Origin of the sequence: Nonomuraea glycinis (assembly GCF_014646515.1) — a bacterium.
GTDB lineage: Bacteria > Actinomycetota > Actinomycetes > Streptosporangiales > Streptosporangiaceae > Nonomuraea > Nonomuraea glycinis.
This window is the reverse complement of sequence record NZ_BMNK01000020.1, coordinates 19,700-35,097: the sequence shown is the minus strand read 5'-3', so window position 1 is coordinate 35,097 and position 15,398 is coordinate 19,700. Positions and strand designations below refer to the sequence as shown.

Here is a 15,398-nt window from a genome sequence, read left to right as displayed (position 1 = left end):
CCCTCGTGAAGGACCGTGTACGGCCCAGGCCTCACATCGGGCACGGGCCGCGCCGCCGGCTCAGGCTTCGTGGACCAGGTCGGTCAGGCGCTTGAGCTGGTCGGGGTCCGTCGAGGGCAGCACGCCGTGGCCGAGGTTGAACACGTGCCCCTCGGCGGCCTCGCCCCGGCGCAGCACCTCGCGGGCCTTGCGCTCCACGACCTCCCAGGGGGCCGCCAGGATGGCCGGGTCCAGGTTGCCCTGCAGCGCCTTGCCGGGGCCCACCCGGCGGGCGGCCTCGTCCAGCGGCACCCGCCAGTCCACGCCCACGACGTCGGCCCCGGCCTCGCCGAGCACGCCGAGCAGCTCGCCGGTGCCGACGCCGAAGTGGATGCGCGGCACGTCCAGGTCGGCCAGGCCGTCGAAGATGCGGCGGGTGTGCGGCAGCACGAACTCGCGGTAGTCGTCCTCCGGCACCGCCCCCACCCAGGAGTCGAACAGCTGGATCGCCGAGGCGCCCGCCCTGATCTGGATGCGCAGGTGCTCCAGCACGATGTCGCCGAGCCGCTCCATGAGGGCATGCCACAGCCGGGGCTCGCCGTACATCATGGCCTTGGTGCGGTCGTGGTTCTTGGACGGGCCGCCCTCGATGAGGTAGGAGCCGAGGGTGAACGGCGCGCCCGCGAAGCCGATCAGCGGCGTGCCCCCGAGCTCGCCGGTCAGCGCCTGGATGGCCTCGGTGACGTAGGACACGTCGGCGGGCTCCAGCGGGCGCAGCACGTCGAGGCCCTGGGCGTCGCGGATCGGGTCCGCCACGACGGGGCCGACCCCCGGCTTGATGTCGAGGTCGACGCCGATGGCCTTGAGCGGCACGACGATGTCGCTGAAGAAGATGGCCGCGTCGACGCCGTAACGGCGGACCGGCTGCAGGGTGATCTCGACGATGAGGTCGGGCGTGCTGCACGCGGTGAGCATCGGCACACCCTCGCGGACCTTCAGGTATTCGGGCAGCGAGCGCCCGGCCTGGCGCATGTACCACACGGGGGTGTGCGGAACGGGCCGGCGACGGCAGGCGCGCAGGAAGGCGGAGTCATCGAGGTTCACCTCTCAAGGGTGCCATGACCGGGTGCCGGTCCCGACACGAGAGCGCGGTGTCGGAAATTCCGCCTGGGAACGACAAATTCATGATCAGATAGCAGGATGGATGTTCACCGGCCGGCTCGGCATCGGGGCCCCGTACGGGTCGACCACACCCCACGGGCGACCAGAAAGCCGGTTTCGAGTACGCAAAAAGTTCGCCAAGCCACCGCGCGGCATCGATTCAGCATCCACTTTGGGGACACGCCGAGCGCGTTGCACGGAAATGTCAGCGGCTCGTGCCAACGTCGATCCCACGACCCGAAGAAAGGCCCCGGATCGATGACTGGTGCGATGACCGCGTTGTGGAGTTCTCCGGAGCACCGTGATGAGCACAGGAGTGAGCGCTGTGCTTCCTGCGCGGGTGAGCGGCTGTTCGAGCAGCCGGCGTGCCTCGACGGCCATGAGCCGGGCGAGTGCCCCGAGTGGGCCTGCGTCGAGTGCGGGCACACGATCTTCCTCGGTCTGGCCGAGTGCGCGCGGCCGGTCCGCCTGCTGGTGACGGCAGCGGTTTGATCGCCGAGAATGAGCACCCCCGTGGTCCCTTTCCGTCCAACTTCGACCTACTCTTCGACTATGACCCTCGGTGACCAGCCGCCGGCCCCGGCCGCGTTCAGGCGCGCGGTCGAGAGCCTGCGCATCGCTGAGATCCGCCCGGAGATCGAGTTCGAGGACCTGCCCGCTCCGCAGCGGCTCGCCCCCCACTCGGCGGCCATCGGCGCGTCGGTCTACCGCGACGACGACGAGCTCGCGGTCGGCCGGCTCATCCTGCTCTACGACCCCGACGGTCAGCGCGGCTGGGAGGGGCCCTTCAGGCTGGTGGCCTATGTCCGGGCCGACATGGAGCCGGAGATCACCTCCGACCCGCTGCTCGGGCCGGTGGCGTGGAGCTGGCTGACCGAGGCGCTCGAGACGCACCACGCCGACTACTCCGCCGCTGGCGGTACCGTGACTAGAGCGGTTTCCGAGGGTTTCGGCAACAAGGCCGAAGATCCGGTCACCACCGAGCTTGAGCTGCGCGCCTCCTGGTCCCCCGCCGAGGAGGACCTGTCCGGCCATGTCGCCGCCTGGTGCGACCTCATGTGCGTGGCGGCCGGGATCCCGCCGCTGCCGCCCGACGTGGCCGCCATGCCCCGCCGACGCGAAGATCCGGAGAGTGACCGAACGACGTGAGGCCACAAGTCAACACAGCAACGGTGTCATGAGGGCGGCCACTCATGACTGAAGAACGCACCGTGGTCCCGCTGCTCGAACCACGCGAGGGCATTCCACCCGTCGTCGCCGACGCTGACTCCTTGGCGCGTGTCGTCGAGGCCTATGCCGCGGGCACCGGACCGGTGGCCGTCGACGCCGAGCGCGCCTCCGGCTACCGCTACGGCAACCGCGCCTATCTGGTCCAGCTGCGCCGCGCCGGAGCCGGCACCGCGTTGATCGACCCCATCGCCTGCCCCGACCTGTCGGCGCTGGACGCGGCCGTGGCCGAGGCGGAGATCGTGCTGCACGCCGCCTCGCAGGACCTGCCGTGCCTGATGGAGATCGGGTTCAGGCCGCGCGCCATGTTCGACACCGAGCTCGCGGGCCGGCTGCTCGGCTACGAGCGGGTGGGGCTGGGCACCATGGTCGAGACCGTGCTCGGCCTGCGGCTGGAGAAGGGGCACTCGGCCGCCGACTGGTCCACCAGGCCGCTGCCGGAGGCGTGGCTGCGCTACGCCGCGCTGGATGTAGAGGTGCTGGTCGAGCTGCGCGACGTGCTGCACGCGGAGCTGACGGAGAGCGGCAAGCTGGCGTGGGCGCACGAGGAGTTCGGCGCCGTGCTCAACAGCGCGCCGCCGGCGCCCCGGTCCGACCCGTGGCGGCGCACGTCGGGCATTCACAAGGTACGCAGCGTCCGGGCGCTGGCGATCGTGCGTGAGCTGTGGACGATGCGCGACACGATCGCCCGCGAGAACGACCTGGCCCCCGGCAGGGTGCTGCCGGACGCCGCGATCGTCGCCGCCGCCCTGCAGGGTCCGCGCACGAGGAAGGCGCTCACCGAGATCTCGGCCTTCACCGGGCGCAGCGCGCGCCGGCACATCAACGACTGGCTGGCCGCGGTCAACAGGGGCCGCACCCTGTCCGACGCCCAGTTGCCGCAGCCGAGCACGACGGGCGACGGCCCGCCGCCGGCCAACCGCTGGGCCGACCGCGATCCCGCCGCCGCCAAGCGGCTGGCCTCGGCCCGTGCCGTGGTGGTCGCGCTGGCCGAGGAGCACCACATGCCCACGGAGAACCTGCTGCAGCCCGACGCGGTGCGCAGGCTCACCTGGGAGCCGCCGGAGGAGATCACCGAGGAGAGCGTGACCGCCAGGCTGCGCAAGCTCGGCGCCCGCGAATGGCAGCTCTCCCTGACCGCCCGCCCGCTCACCGAGGCGCTGGCCAGGACCGAAGGCTAGAGACGGCGGGGCGGCCCACTTGACGCCTCCGGCGGCTCAGCCGTACCGTTCGGGAAAGCGCTTTCCCTGAAAGGACACCCATGAGCGTGCGCACCATCGGCGTCGTGATGAACGGCGTCACCGGACGGATGGGCTATCGCCAGCACCTGGTCCGCTCGGTTCTGGCGATCAACGAGCAGGGCGGGGTGACGCTTTCCGACGGCAGCCGGGTCAAGCTCAGGCCGGTCCTGGTCGGCCGCAACGCCGACAAGCTGGCCGCTCTCGCCGACGGGCACGGCATCGCCGACCACACCACCGACCTGGACGCCGCCCTGGCCGACGAGGACAACCTGATCTACTTCGACGCCCAGGTGACCTCGGCCAGGGTGAAGGCCGTGCTCAAGGCCATCGAGGCCGGCAAGCACATCTACGCCGAGAAGCCCACCGCCGAGTCGGTGCGGGAGGCGATCGCCCTGTCCGAGGCCGCGACCGCCAAGGGCGTGAAGAACGGGGTCGTACAGGACAAGCTGTTCCTGCCTGGCCTGCTGAAGCTCAAGCGGCTCATCGACGGCGGCTTCTTCGGCCGGATTTTGTCGGTGCGCGGCGAGTTCGGCTACTGGGTGTTCGAGGGCGACTGGCAGGAGGCGCAGCGCCCGTCGTGGAACTACCGGGCCGAGGACGGCGGCGGCATCGTGCTCGACATGTTCCCGCACTGGCACTACGTGCTGGAGAACCTGTTCGGCCGGGTCGAGTCCGTCTACGCCAGGGCGACCACGCACCTGCCCGAGCGGGTGGACGAGCAGGGCCGGACCTACCGGGCGACCGCGGACGACGCCGCGTACGGCGTCTTCGAGCTGGCGGGCGGGGTCATCGCCCAGATCAACTCGTCCTGGACGGTCCGGGTGAACCGCGACGAGCTGGTGGAGTTCCAGGTGGACGGCACGCACGGCAGCGCCGTCGCGGGTCTGCGCGACTGCCGCGTCCAGTCGCGCGCCACCACCCCCAAGCCGGTCTGGAACCCCGACCTGCCCGCCACCGCGCGTTTCCGTGACGGCTGGCAGGAGGTGCCCGACAACGCCGAGTTCGACAACGGGTTCAAGATCCAGTGGGAGCTGTTCATCAGGCACGTCCTGGAGGACGCCCCCTTCCCGTACGACTTCGCCGCCGGCGCGCGCGGCGTGCAGCTCGCCGAGCTGGGCCTGCGCTCCTCGGCCGAGGGCCGCAGGATCGAGGTGCCCGGCCTGTGAACATCGACCTGCCCGGTGGCGCCTACACCCTGCGCGAGCCGGTGACCTGGCCATCCGTCGAGGGTCCCGCCACCAGCCGGGTGGTGTACGCCGCCGCGCACGTGGTGGCCGACCCGCTCGGCGACAACACGCCCGGCTCCCCCGCCGCCGTCGACTGGGACGCCACCCTGCGCTTCCGCCGCCACCTGTGGTCGTACGGACTGCGCGTGGCCGACGCCATGGACACCGCCCAGCGCAACATGGGCCTGGACTGGGCGGCCACCCGCGAGCTCATCAGGCGCAGCGCCGCCGAGGCCCGCGCGTTCGGCGACCCGGCCGAGCTGGTCGCCTGCGGCGCCGGCACCGACCACGCGCCGGAGGCCGCCGACCTGGACGCCATCACGGCCGCGTACGCCGAGCAGCTGGAGACCGTCCAGTCGACCGGCGCCGGGATCATCATCATGGCCTCACGCCAGCTCGCCAGGGTGGCGCGCGGGCCGAAGGACTATCACCAGGTGTACGGCAAGCTGTTCGGGCTCGCCGACCGGCCGGTGATCCTGCACTGGCTCGGCGAGATGTTCGATCCGCAGCTCGCCGGCTACTGGGGCTCGCGTGCGGTGCCGGCCGCCACCGAGGCGTTCCTGGAGCTGATCCACGCGCACGCCCCGCTGGTGGACGGGGTGAAGGTGTCGCTGCTGGACGAGGAGCACGAGGTCGGGCTGCGTGCCGCGCTGCCGGCGGGCGTCCGGCTCTACACCGGCGACGACTTCAACTACCCGTCGCTGATCAGGTCGGGCTCGCACGCGCTGCTGGGCATCTTCGACGCCATCGCCCCCGCCGCCGCGGCGGCCCTGCGGGCGCTGGACTCGGCCGAGGCCGCCGGCGACGAGGCGGATCGTGACCGCCTGCTCGCCGCCTATGACGAGATCCTGGCCCCGACCGTGCCGCTGTCCCGGAAGATCTTCGAGACACCGACGTACAACTACAAGACCGGGATCGTCTTCCTGGCCTGGCTGAACGGCCACCAGGACGCGTTCGCCATGGTCAACGGCGCCCAGTCGGCGCGCTCGCTGACCCATCTGGCCGAGGTGTTCCGGCTGGCCGACCAGGCGGGGCTGCTGGCGGACCAGGAGCTGGCCGTACACCGGATGAAGGCGCTGCTGGCGGTGCACGGCCGGTGAGCGAGGAAACCATCGGATCTACGGAGGAGCTGCTGTGAGCCTCTCGCTGAACCAGCGGACGACCCAGCGGTGGTCGGTGCCCGAGGCCGTGGCCGGGTGCCTCCGGCACGGTCTGGAGGCGATCGGCCTGTGGCGGGAGGAGGTGGCCGAGCACGGGCTCGCGCGCAGCGCCAAGCTGGTGCGGGACGCCGGGCTGCGGGTGTCGTCCCTGTGCCGGGGCGGCTTCCTCACGGCGGGCGGGCTGCCCGGTGAGGAGGGGCGGCGTGCGTTCGCCGCCGCGCTCGACGACAACAAGCGGGCCGTGGACGAGGCCGCCGAGCTGGGAGCCGCCTGCCTGGTGATGGTCGTGGGCGGCCTGCCGGGGGTCAAGCCGGGTGAGCCGCTGCCCGGCGCTTTCTCCCGCGACGTGGCGGGCGCCCGGCGGCAGGTGGCCGACGCGCTGGGCGTGCTCGCGCCGTACGCCGGGGAGCGGGGCGTGAAGCTGGCCCTGGAGCCGCTGCACCCGATCTACTGCCCTGACCGGGCGGTGCTGTCCACCCTGGGCCAGGCGCTGGACCTGGCTCTGGCCCACCCGCGTGCGCAGGTGGGCGTGGTGGTGGACACCTTCCACGTGTGGTGGGACCCGGCCCTGCTGGAGCAGATCGCCAGGGCGGGCGACCGGATCGCCTCCTACCAGGTGTGCGACTACCTGCATCCGCTGCCGGCGGACGTGCTGCTCGGGCGGGGCATGATGGGCGACGGGGTGATCGGCTTCCCGCCGATCACCAGGGCGGTGGCCGAGGCCGGCTACACCGGCGACGTGGAGGTGGAGATCTTCAACGCCGACATCTGGGCGGCCGACCCCGACGAGGTGGTGGCGACGATGAAGGACCGCTACGCGACCGTGGTGACGGCCACCCCGTGAACGGCCCCTCCTACACGACCGTGGTGACGGCCATCCCGTGAACGGCCGCTCCTACACGGGCGTGGTGACGGCCGCCTCTTGAGGCTCGGCGATCGTCACGGTCCCCGCCGCGCCGTTCACCGTGACCTGCTGACCGGTGGTGATGCGGTGGGTGGCGTCGGGGACGCCGACCACGGCGGGGATGCCGTACTCCCGCGCCACCACCGCGCCGTGCGACATGGAGCCGCCCATCTCCATCACCAGGCCGCCGGCCGTGAGGAACAGCGGCGTCCAGCCGGGGTCGGTGGACGGGCAGATGAGGATCTCGCCCGGCTCCAGGTGGGCGCCGACCGGGTCGAGCACCACCCGCGCGGTGCCGGTCACCGTGCCGGCCGAGGCGGCGGTGCCGACCAGGGCGCCGTCCGCCGCGACCGTCGCCAGCGCCTCGGGCTCGGTGCCGTCGGACAGCAGCACCCTCGGCACGTGCCTGCGGCGCGCCTCCCGCTCGTAGGCCGCCCGCCGCTCGGCCACCAGCTCGCGCAGGTCACCGCCGGTCAGCGCGGACTCGACTTCCGGTGGGGTCAGGAAGAACACGTCGGCCGCCGTGTCGAGCACGCTCGTCGTCACCAGGTGCTCGCCCACGACGAGCAGGCTGCGCCGTACTTCCGCCAGGGCTTTCACCAGGTAGAACTTGGGCAGCTCGCGCAGGCCCACCACCTGCCTGGTGCGGCGCAGGCCGAAGCGGACCACCGCGGCCCGTAGCCGGCCACGGCGGCGGGCGGCGGCCACGAGCCGGGCCGTCTCGGCTTCGGCCTCGGCCGCGCCCCTGGCGAACAGCGCCTCGGGGGCGAGGTCGGCGCCGCCGTCCATGCGCAGGTAGTTGGCCAGCACGCCGAGGATGTGCGCCGGGTCCTCCGACCAGCGCGGCACGCCCAGGTCGATCTCGGCGACGCCGCGGTGACCGTACACGCGCAGGAAGGCGGCGATCTCGCGCTGGGCCTTCGGCGGGAGCTCGCCCGCACGGTACAGGCGGACCAGCTCGCTCACCGGCTCCCGCCGGAACGGCTCGGGCTCGATGCGGGTGGACAGCGCCCAGAGTTCCAGGTCCATCTCGGTGGTCGGGTTGTGGGGGACGCTGCGCAGCACGTCCTGCATCTCACCCAGGGGTACGCCGGACAGCTTCGAGGCCAGCCCGTACAGCCCGTATCCGGTGATCACGATCGGCATGATGGAGATCATCATCGGGAAGACGCCGGAAAGCACGCGCTCGGCGTGGGCCAGCCGTTCGGCGGGGGTGGCCGTGTCGGGCACGCGGAGCCGCCGGTCGAGTTCCTCGCCCACCCGCCGGGTGTACGCGAGGGCCCGTTCGGGGTTGATCAGCGCCTGGCGTACCCGGGTGGGGGCGTGCAGCCGGCCGGCGAACCGGAACGCGGCGCGGGCGATCGGGCGGCGCGAGGTGTGGATCACCGACAGTCTGGGGTCGTCGGCGAGGCTCTCCAGCACGGCGCCGGAGCGGGCCTCCCCGACCGAGAGCACCTTCGGCAGGATGAACCGGCCGGGGCGGCTGCGCACGGCGGTGGTGAGATCGAGCCAGAGCCGCTGACCCGACACCGCCAGCACAGCCGGCCCATCGCGCCGGTCAGCGGGGGCGGCGGGACTGGGGGCGAACAGGCTCGCCGCGCCACTGGCCACCAGTTTGAGCGCGGCGATTCCCATGGGGGTGAGCGGGCCCATGACGCCCTGGACCACGTTGACGGAGAAGTACAGCCGCAGGCCCTGCTCGCGCGGCTCCGGCAGGGGGTAGAGCGTGGTGATCGGCCGGGACTGGGTGAGCCACAGTTTCCCGTCCGCGTCGATCGCCCACTCGGTGTCCTGCGGGGCGCCGTAGTGCTCCTCGACGCGGGCGCCGAGCGCGGCCAACTCACGCACCCGCACGTCGTCCAGGCAGAACCCGTCCTGCCCATCCCCGCCGTGCTCGGTATCACCCTGCCCGATATCACCCTGCCCGACATCGCCCTGCCCGGTGGGGACGTGCTCGGTGCCGCCGCCCTTCAGTGGGCGGATCGCCATGCGTTTGTCGCCCTGGTGTCGCTGGAGGATGTCGGCGCCGGCCGTGTCCACCACGAACCGGTCCGGGTTGACCGCGCCGGACACCACGGCCTCGCCCAGTCCGGGTGCGGCGTCGATGACCGCCTCGCGCCGCCTGCCCGTCACCGGGTTGGCGGTGAACATCACGCCGGCCACCTGCGCGTCCACCATGACCTGCACGACGACGGCGAGCCGCACACGGGCGTGGTCGATGCCGTTGGACTCGCGGTAGGCGACGGCGCGGTCGGTCCACAGCGAGGCCCAGCAGCGGCGCACCGCGTCCAGCACGGCCTGCGGCCCGATCACGTTGAGGTAGGTGTCCTGCTGCCCGGCGAAGCTCGCGAAGGGCAGGTCCTCGGCGGTGGCCGAGGAGCGGACCGCCACCGCCGTCTCCTCACCGAGCCGTCCGTACGCCTCCCGTACGGCCTGCTCCACGGCCGGCGGCACCGGGGTCTCCAGCAGCCGGGCCCTGGCCGCCCCCGCCAGTCCTTCGCCACCCGCCGCGACGATCGCGTCCAGGCCGGCCGCCTCGGCGGCCTCCTGGTAGGCCCGGGTGGTCAGCACCCAGCCCGGCGGCACCGGCAGGCCGGCCCGGGTGAGCTCGCCGAGATTGGCGGCCTTGCCACCCACCTCGTCGAGCATCCCTCCGTCGATGTGGGAGAAGTCCAGGGCCGTCTTCATCGCGTGTCCTCCCGGCGTTCAGCTCTTCTCCACGAGTCTCACGCCTACAGCGAAAAAATTCAACAGCTGATGATATATCGATCTGCTCAGAAGGTCAGCGGGACCCCGTCCAGGCCCCAGCCGGGGTCCACCGCGATGCCCAGCTCCGCCAGCGCCGTCGGGGCCACGTCCACCAGCCTCGCCTCGCCCAGAGACCTGCCGCCCAGGTCGGCGCCCAATCGGTTGGCGATGACGAAGACCGTGCGCTCCTGCTCCGAGGTTCCGCCGTGCCCGCCCTCGTCGACGTGGCCGTGGTCGGTGGTGACCAGCACGGTCCAGCGCTCGTCGGCGTAGGACGGGCGGGCGCGCACCGCGTCGAGGAAACGGCCCAGGAAGATGTCCTGGACGAGCAGGGCCTCGGCGTACTCGGGGCAGAGCGGGCCGAGGTCGTGGGCCACCTCGTCGGTGTCGCCCAGGTAGACGAACGTGAGGTCGGGGTTGGAGGCGGCCAGGTGGCGCTCGGCCTCGGCGGCGATCTGCCGGTCGGCGGCGGCGAAGGTCAGGGCGTACCCGTCGAGCACGACCTTGGTGTCGATGCCGTCGCCGAACGCGCCGTGCTCGTCCAGCGCCGCCCAGGAGAACAGCGCGGAGGTGGTCAGCTCGGGCCGCACCGCCTTGGCCCGACTCAAGAAGTCCGGATATTTCGTGAACTGGGCACGGGCGAAGCCGTTGTCCACCACCCCGTGCTTGTCCGGCCACACCCCGGACGCGATCGACGACCATCCGGGCCCGGAATCGGTCCGCGCCCGGATCACCCGCCGCCCGGCCGCGTCCAGGTGCGCCTCGGCGAGTTCGGGGACGACCTCACCGGGCGATTCGGTACGGGGGGCGTCGGACTCCCCGTACGGGAGACTGGCGGTGCCGTACACGCCGGTGGACATCAGCGCGGTCAGGACGGGCGGCCGGAGGGCGAGGAGGCGGTCGAAGCGCAGGCCGTCCATGCCGACGACGAGCACCTTGCTGTGAAGAGGGGAGGACATTCCCCCATCTAAGCGCTGAAGCGCCGCACCCACTCGGCGGCCCCCGGCAGAATCTCCTCAACCGGCGCCACCTGGGGATACCAGGTGCGCTCCCACTCCAGCGACACCCATCCGTCGTAGCCGGCCGCGCGCAGCAGCTCGCCCGCCTCGTCCAGCGGCACGGAGCCGGACCACATCGGCACCGGCGTCGTGTCCTCGGCCGAGACGGCGTCCTTGACCTGGACGTAGGCCAGGTAGGGGGCCAGGGCGGCGAGCGTGTCGGCGGGGGCCTCGCCGTGCCGCCACGGGTGCAGCAGGTCCCACATCGCGCCGGCCGTCTCCGGAGTGCCCGCCTGGGCGAGCAGCTCGGCCAGGGCGGCGCCGGTGGCCATCTGGTCGTGCGTCTCCACCAGGACACGTACGCCGAGGTCGGCCGCCGTACCGGAGACCGCCTTGAGCCTGCCCGCGCCGACGGCCGGGTCGCCGCCGCGCGGGAACACCCGCACGCCGGGCGCGCCGAGGTCTGCGGCGAGCGCCAGGTCGGCGAGCAGCGCCTCGACGACGGGCTCGTCGTCCCCCGGCCGGCACACGCCGACATATCCGGCCAGCGCCGCGATCTCCAGGCCCGCCCGCTCGACCCGGCGCCGGACCGACAGGCGCTGGTCGCAGTCGAGGCCGGCGTGCACCCCGGTGTCGGGATGCAGCCGTAGCTCAAGTCCCTGGCAGTGGTGCCGGACCGCCGCCTCGATCGCCTCGTCGAGCCCCGCACCGGGCATCCCCAGCGTGCTGACCGCCAGCCTCATCCAGCTCTCCCCACCATCACGTCGGCATCACCGCAGGTCACCACGTCCCATGAAGCACCGCCTGATCCACGGCCACGCACATCGAAAATCACCGCAGGTCCGCCACGCCCCCATGGAGCACCACCTGGCCTGCCACCTGATCCACGGTCACGCACGCAGGTCCGCCACGCTCGCACGGAGCACCACCTGGCCGGGCACCTGGTCCACGGTCACGGACTCCCCCGCGGACAGCGCCAGCTCCAGGGCGCGTGCGCCCATGTCCTTCAGCGGCAGCCGTACGGTCGTCAGAGCCGGGACCAGGTCGCGCAGGGTGGCGATGTCGTCGAAACCGGCCACGGACACGTCCTGCGGCACCCGGATCCCCTGCTCGCGGTAGGCAGCGAGCGCGCCCACCGCCATGACGTCGTTGACCGCGAACACGCAGGTCGCCGCGCCGGTCCGCCGGGCCGCGGCGTAGCCGCCGTCGCGGTCGAACGGCCCTGGGACGACCAGCGGCTCCGGCAGGCCGAGCTCCTTGACCGCCGTGACGAACCCGGCGCACCGGTCGGCGGCCGTCATCAGATGCGGCGGCCCGGCCAGCACGGCGAAGCGGGTGTGGCCGAGGCCGGCCAGCGAGCGGGCCAGCGCGGCGGCGCCCTCATAGTTGGCGGGGGCCACGGTGTCGACGCCGAGCAGGTCCTGGCCCACCACGGCCACCCGCCCGCCACCGGCCTGGTATTTCGCCAGCTCGGCGGCGAGTCGCGCGGTGACCTGCTGGTCGGTGACCCGGGAGCCGGCGAGCAGCACGGCGCGGACCCGCTGGGCGTGCAGCGTCGCCACGTAGGCGATCTCCTGCTCGGGGTCGCGGTGGGTGGTGCCCACCATCACGAGCAGGCCCTCACCGGCGGCGGCCCCGATCGCGCCGTCGGCCAGCGCGGCGAAGTAGGGGTCGGTCAGGTCGTGGACGACGATGCCGATGACGTTGCTCGCGCCGCGCGCCAGCGTCTGGGCGGCGCTGTTGGGACGGTAGCCCAGCTCGTCGGCGGCCCGTTCGACGCGCGCCCGCAGCGCCGACCCCACCTGGCGGGTGCTGCCGTTCAGCACCCGCGAGGCGGTCGCGAGCGAGACGCCTGCCTGTCGGGCGACGTCTTCCAGCGTGACCACGAGACCTCCCGGAAAGCGGTTTCCCAGTGTGTCAGATCGACACCTGGGTCCGCATCCTTACATGTCTCAGGCCCAGGGGAACAGGATGTCGAGCAGTCCCTTCGATTCCTCCGGCTTCGGCGCGAGGTCCGGGGTCGTCGGCGCGATGGTCGGCTGATTCACGGACTGGTCACCGAGCGAGTCCTCGGTCTTGCGATTCTTGGGCTGCGGCTTGGTGGTGTCGGCGTTGAGGTCCGGGATCTCGTCGTCAGGCGCCTGGGTGGCCCTGCTGGTCGGCCGGGCCGTCGCCTTCGGCGACCGGGTGGCGGTGGGCGCGGGCTCCTGGGCGGCGGTCCGCGTGGGGCGTACCCTGGCCGGCGCCTTGGTGGAGGCCTCGGTCGCGGAGGCCGTCGGCTCGGGCGGGGAGGTGTCCTCGGCCTCCTCGACGGGGGCGTCCAGCTCGTCCTTGGGCGTCGCGGCGGGCGCGTTGAGCTCGCCGACGGTGGCGCAGCGGCCACCGGCGCACGGGTCGTCGGAGGACGTACCGGTGAGCATCCAGCCCGCGCCACCCCCGAGCAGCACCACGGCGGCGGCCGCCACCAGCAGGAGCCTGGTACGGCGGCGCACCTCCTTGTCGCTCCTGCCGTGCCCGTCGTCGGCGTTCTCGGTCCAGCCGGAGCCGAGGAAGCCGCGCTTGGGGGGGTCGTCATCGTTGCCGAGCGAGCTCTCGTAGCTCTTGTCGAGCGGGAGGTAGGTGACATCGGCTCCCTCGTCGAGGCGGTGCGCACCGCTCGGGGAGTCACCCGTGTAAAGAGGACCGCTCGGCGCGTCACCCGTGTAGTGCGCGCCGCTGGGCGAGTCGCCCAGGTAGTGCGCACCGCTCGGGGAGTCACCCAGGTAGTGCGCGCCGCTCGCGGAGTCGCCCAAGTAGTGGGCGCCGCTCGGGGAGTCACCCGTGTAGCGGGCGTCACCGGAGACGTCGCTCAGGTAGTGGGCGCCACTGGGCGAGTCGCCCGAGTAGAGGGCGTCGGCCTGCCCCTCCACGAGATAGGCGCTGCCCGTCTCATCCTTGACATAGCCGCCCTGGCCGTCCAGGTAGATGGGCTCGCCCGTGGTGACGTACGGCTCACCGTCGGCCGACACACCTTTGGCGGGCGGCAAAATGTAGGTCTCGTTGCCCGAGACCTGGATGGCCGGCTGCTCGTCCGTGTCGTCGGTGCTCCAGCGCGGGGACAGCACGTCGCCGGTCAAATCGGGGTTCGACGACCTCCCCTGTCCATCCTCATATGACCTGTCGTTCTCGTCGCGAGCCACGCTGTACCTCTCTAGTACGGATACGGACCGCTACCTTTCCTAACAGAATCGACCCCATCTTGTCCGGATATTTCACATGTTTCGCTAAAGTTACTCTGCGTCACATAGGCCCCAAGAGTCGTTTGAGCCCTGTTTTGCGGGGGTATGACGGCCGATCGGCCGTCAGGCGAGGATTCCGTCGAGCAGGGCGTCAAGCGCGGATCTGACCCGCTCGATCCCCACGCCGCACTCGCGCACCCGGTAGGCCAGCAGCGGCGCGGCCAGCGGCGCCAGCAGCGCGTCAGCCACGCAGGCGGCGTCCAGCTCCGGCCGCAGCCGCCCGACCAGCATGGTCAGATGGGCGTGGTAGGCGTCATAGGCGCCGCCGAAGCGGGCGAACGTGCCGCTGGTCTCCGCCATCAGCAGCAGGTCGAGTTGCGCCATGGTCCGGTCGGTGAGCGCGTGCAGGAACGCGCGGATCCGGAGCGCGGGCTCGGCGCCCGGCCCCAGCGGCGGCGGCCCTTCGATGAACGCCGACTGGAACGCGCGCTCCCGCTCGTCGATGAGCGCGTAGGCCAGCCCGGACCGGTCGCCGAACCGGCGGTAGAGCGTGCCCACCCCCACCCCGGCGGCGGCGGCCACCTCGGCCATTGACAGCCCCTGAACGCCATGGAGCGCCACGATGCCGGCCGCCGCGTCGAGAATCTTCGCGCGGTTGCGGCTGGCGTCGCTGCGCTCGCGTCCCACACCTTCCATCCTTGCATACGGAATCCGTTCCGCTTATAGTCTGAAGCGGAATGCATTCCACTTAAAGGAGGACACATGGCCAAGGTCGCACTGGTCACCGGGGGCAGCAGGGGCATCGGCGCGGCCATCGCGCGGCGTCTGGCGGCGGACGGGTTCGACGTGGCGATCACCTACGCCGTCGCGGCCGACCGGGCCGCCACGGTGGTGAAGGAGATCGAGGCGACGGGGCGGCGCGGGCTGAGCATGCGGGCCCAGATGGCGGACGCCGCCGAGGTGGCCGGTGCGGTCGAGCGTACGGCCGCCGCCCTGGGCGGACTGGACGTCGTGGTGAGCAACGCGGGCATCGCCCCGTACGGGCCGCTGGAGGAGGTGACACTCGACGAGATCGACCGCACACTGGCCGTACACGCCCGTGCTTCGTTCGTGCTGGCGCAGGCCGCGGCGCGGCGCCTGAGCGACGGCGGCCGGATCATCACGATCGGCAGCAGCCTGGCCGAGCGGGTGCCCTACCCGGGCTGGACCCTCTACGCGATGAGCAAGTCGGCGCTGATCGGCCTGACCAAGGGACTGGCCCGCGACCTCGGGCCGCGTGGCATCACCGCCAACCTGGTGCAGCCCGGCTCGACCGACACCGAGATGAACCCGGCCGACGGGCCGGAGGCGGACGAGGAGCGCCGTTTCACCGCATTGGGCCGCTACTGCTCGCCTGACGACATCGCCGCGACCGTGGCCCATCTCGCGGGCGAGGGCGGACGCGCCGTCACCGGCGCGTGCATCGCGGTGGACGCGGGTGTCACCGCCTGAGTCACAGACAGAGAGCGGGTGTCACCGCCCGCGTCACAGACAGGG

General features: G+C 72.2%; 14 protein-coding genes. 7 read left to right on the top strand and 7 right to left on the bottom strand.

Translation table 11 applies throughout. From position 1 onward, the window contains the following. Positions 1 to 60: 60 nt before the first annotated feature. Positions 61 to 1,059: a uroporphyrinogen decarboxylase gene (gene hemE, locus IEY87_RS38615; protein WP_263653196.1), complete on the bottom strand. Its 999-nt coding sequence runs from the start codon at positions 1,057 to 1,059 to the stop codon at positions 61 to 63. Between the two features lie 351 nt (positions 1,060 to 1,410). On the opposite strand from hemE, the gene IEY87_RS38610 reads away from it, so the two are divergent. From IEY87_RS38610 to IEY87_RS38585, 6 genes are all read left to right on the top strand, one after another. After that, positions 1,411 to 1,632, top strand: coding sequence for a hypothetical protein (locus IEY87_RS38610; protein WP_189143819.1), 222 nt, complete (start codon positions 1,411 to 1,413; stop codon positions 1,630 to 1,632). A gap of 60 nt (positions 1,633 to 1,692) precedes the next feature. Then, positions 1,693 to 2,289: a DUF3000 domain-containing protein gene (locus tag IEY87_RS38605; RefSeq protein WP_189143818.1), complete on the top strand. Its 597-nt coding sequence runs from the start codon at positions 1,693 to 1,695 to the stop codon at positions 2,287 to 2,289. A gap of 44 nt (positions 2,290 to 2,333) precedes the next feature. Next, a complete protein-coding gene (locus IEY87_RS38600) occupies positions 2,334 to 3,548 on the top strand; it encodes a ribonuclease D (RefSeq protein ID WP_189143817.1) in 1,215 nt (404 codons plus the stop codon). A gap of 80 nt (positions 3,549 to 3,628) precedes the next feature. Then, on the top strand, positions 3,629 to 4,774 hold the full coding sequence (locus IEY87_RS38595) for a Gfo/Idh/MocA family protein (protein ID WP_189143816.1): 1,146 nt from the start codon (positions 3,629 to 3,631) through the stop codon (positions 4,772 to 4,774). Beyond that, positions 4,771 to 5,934, top strand: coding sequence for a dihydrodipicolinate synthase family protein (locus tag IEY87_RS38590; RefSeq protein ID WP_189143815.1), 1,164 nt, complete (start codon positions 4,771 to 4,773; stop codon positions 5,932 to 5,934). Before IEY87_RS38595 ends, IEY87_RS38590 begins: the two co-directional genes overlap by 4 nt. Before the next feature lie 34 nt (positions 5,935 to 5,968). Further along, entirely contained in the window at positions 5,969 to 6,838 is an 870-nt protein-coding gene (locus IEY87_RS38585) for a sugar phosphate isomerase/epimerase family protein (RefSeq protein ID WP_189143814.1), read from the top strand. A 51-nt stretch (positions 6,839 to 6,889) separates the two neighbouring features. Here IEY87_RS38585 and IEY87_RS38580 read toward each other — a convergent pair whose 3' ends face one another. The 6 genes from IEY87_RS38580 to IEY87_RS38555 form a co-directional block, all read right to left on the bottom strand. Beyond that, positions 6,890 to 9,586 (bottom strand): PEP/pyruvate-binding domain-containing protein, encoded by a 2,697-nt coding sequence (locus IEY87_RS38580; RefSeq protein ID WP_189143813.1) that lies wholly within the window; start codon positions 9,584 to 9,586, stop codon positions 6,890 to 6,892. A gap of 86 nt (positions 9,587 to 9,672) precedes the next feature. Further along, positions 9,673 to 10,605: an alkaline phosphatase family protein gene (locus IEY87_RS38575; protein WP_189143812.1), complete on the bottom strand. Its 933-nt coding sequence runs from the start codon at positions 10,603 to 10,605 to the stop codon at positions 9,673 to 9,675. A gap of 8 nt (positions 10,606 to 10,613) precedes the next feature. Further along, the gene (locus IEY87_RS38570; protein ID WP_189143811.1) at positions 10,614 to 11,387 is read right to left on the bottom strand and encodes a sugar phosphate isomerase/epimerase family protein; all 774 of its coding nucleotides are present in this window, start codon (positions 11,385 to 11,387) and stop codon (positions 10,614 to 10,616) included. Positions 11,388 to 11,534: 147 nt separating this feature from the next. Further along, positions 11,535 to 12,530, bottom strand: a complete 996-nt coding sequence (locus IEY87_RS38565) for a LacI family DNA-binding transcriptional regulator (RefSeq protein ID WP_189143810.1) — start codon at positions 12,528 to 12,530, stop codon at positions 11,535 to 11,537. A 66-nt stretch (positions 12,531 to 12,596) separates the two neighbouring features. Then, positions 12,597 to 13,760, bottom strand: a complete 1,164-nt coding sequence (locus IEY87_RS38560) for a hypothetical protein (RefSeq protein ID WP_189143809.1) — start codon at positions 13,758 to 13,760, stop codon at positions 12,597 to 12,599. Between the two features lie 225 nt (positions 13,761 to 13,985). Continuing rightward, positions 13,986 to 14,549: a TetR/AcrR family transcriptional regulator gene (locus tag IEY87_RS38555; RefSeq protein WP_372462289.1), complete on the bottom strand. Its 564-nt coding sequence runs from the start codon at positions 14,547 to 14,549 to the stop codon at positions 13,986 to 13,988. Positions 14,550 to 14,624: 75 nt separating this feature from the next. Between IEY87_RS38555 and IEY87_RS38550 the strand changes: the two genes are divergently transcribed. Next, a complete protein-coding gene (locus tag IEY87_RS38550; RefSeq protein WP_189143807.1) occupies positions 14,625 to 15,353 on the top strand; it encodes an SDR family NAD(P)-dependent oxidoreductase in 729 nt (242 codons plus the stop codon). Positions 15,354 to 15,398 lie beyond the last annotated feature (45 nt).

Coding starts and splice junctions, on each gene's coding strand:
- IEY87_RS38610 (WP_189143819.1), top strand. CDS start 1,411: ATGACCGCGTTGTGGAGTTCTCCGGAGCACCGTGATGAGCACAGGAGT.
- IEY87_RS38605 (WP_189143818.1), top strand. CDS start 1,693: ATGACCCTCGGTGACCAGCCGCCGGCCCCGGCCGCGTTCAGGCGCGCG.
- IEY87_RS38600 (WP_189143817.1), top strand. CDS start 2,334: ATGACTGAAGAACGCACCGTGGTCCCGCTGCTCGAACCACGCGAGGGC.
- IEY87_RS38595 (WP_189143816.1), top strand. CDS start 3,629: ATGAGCGTGCGCACCATCGGCGTCGTGATGAACGGCGTCACCGGACGG.
- IEY87_RS38580 (WP_189143813.1), bottom strand. CDS start 9,586: ATGAAGACGGCCCTGGACTTCTCCCACATCGACGGAGGGATGCTCGAC.
- IEY87_RS38575 (WP_189143812.1), bottom strand. CDS start 10,605: ATGTCCTCCCCTCTTCACAGCAAGGTGCTCGTCGTCGGCATGGACGGC.
- IEY87_RS38570 (WP_189143811.1), bottom strand. CDS start 11,387: ATGAGGCTGGCGGTCAGCACGCTGGGGATGCCCGGTGCGGGGCTCGAC.
- IEY87_RS38550 (WP_189143807.1), top strand. CDS start 14,625: ATGGCCAAGGTCGCACTGGTCACCGGGGGCAGCAGGGGCATCGGCGCG.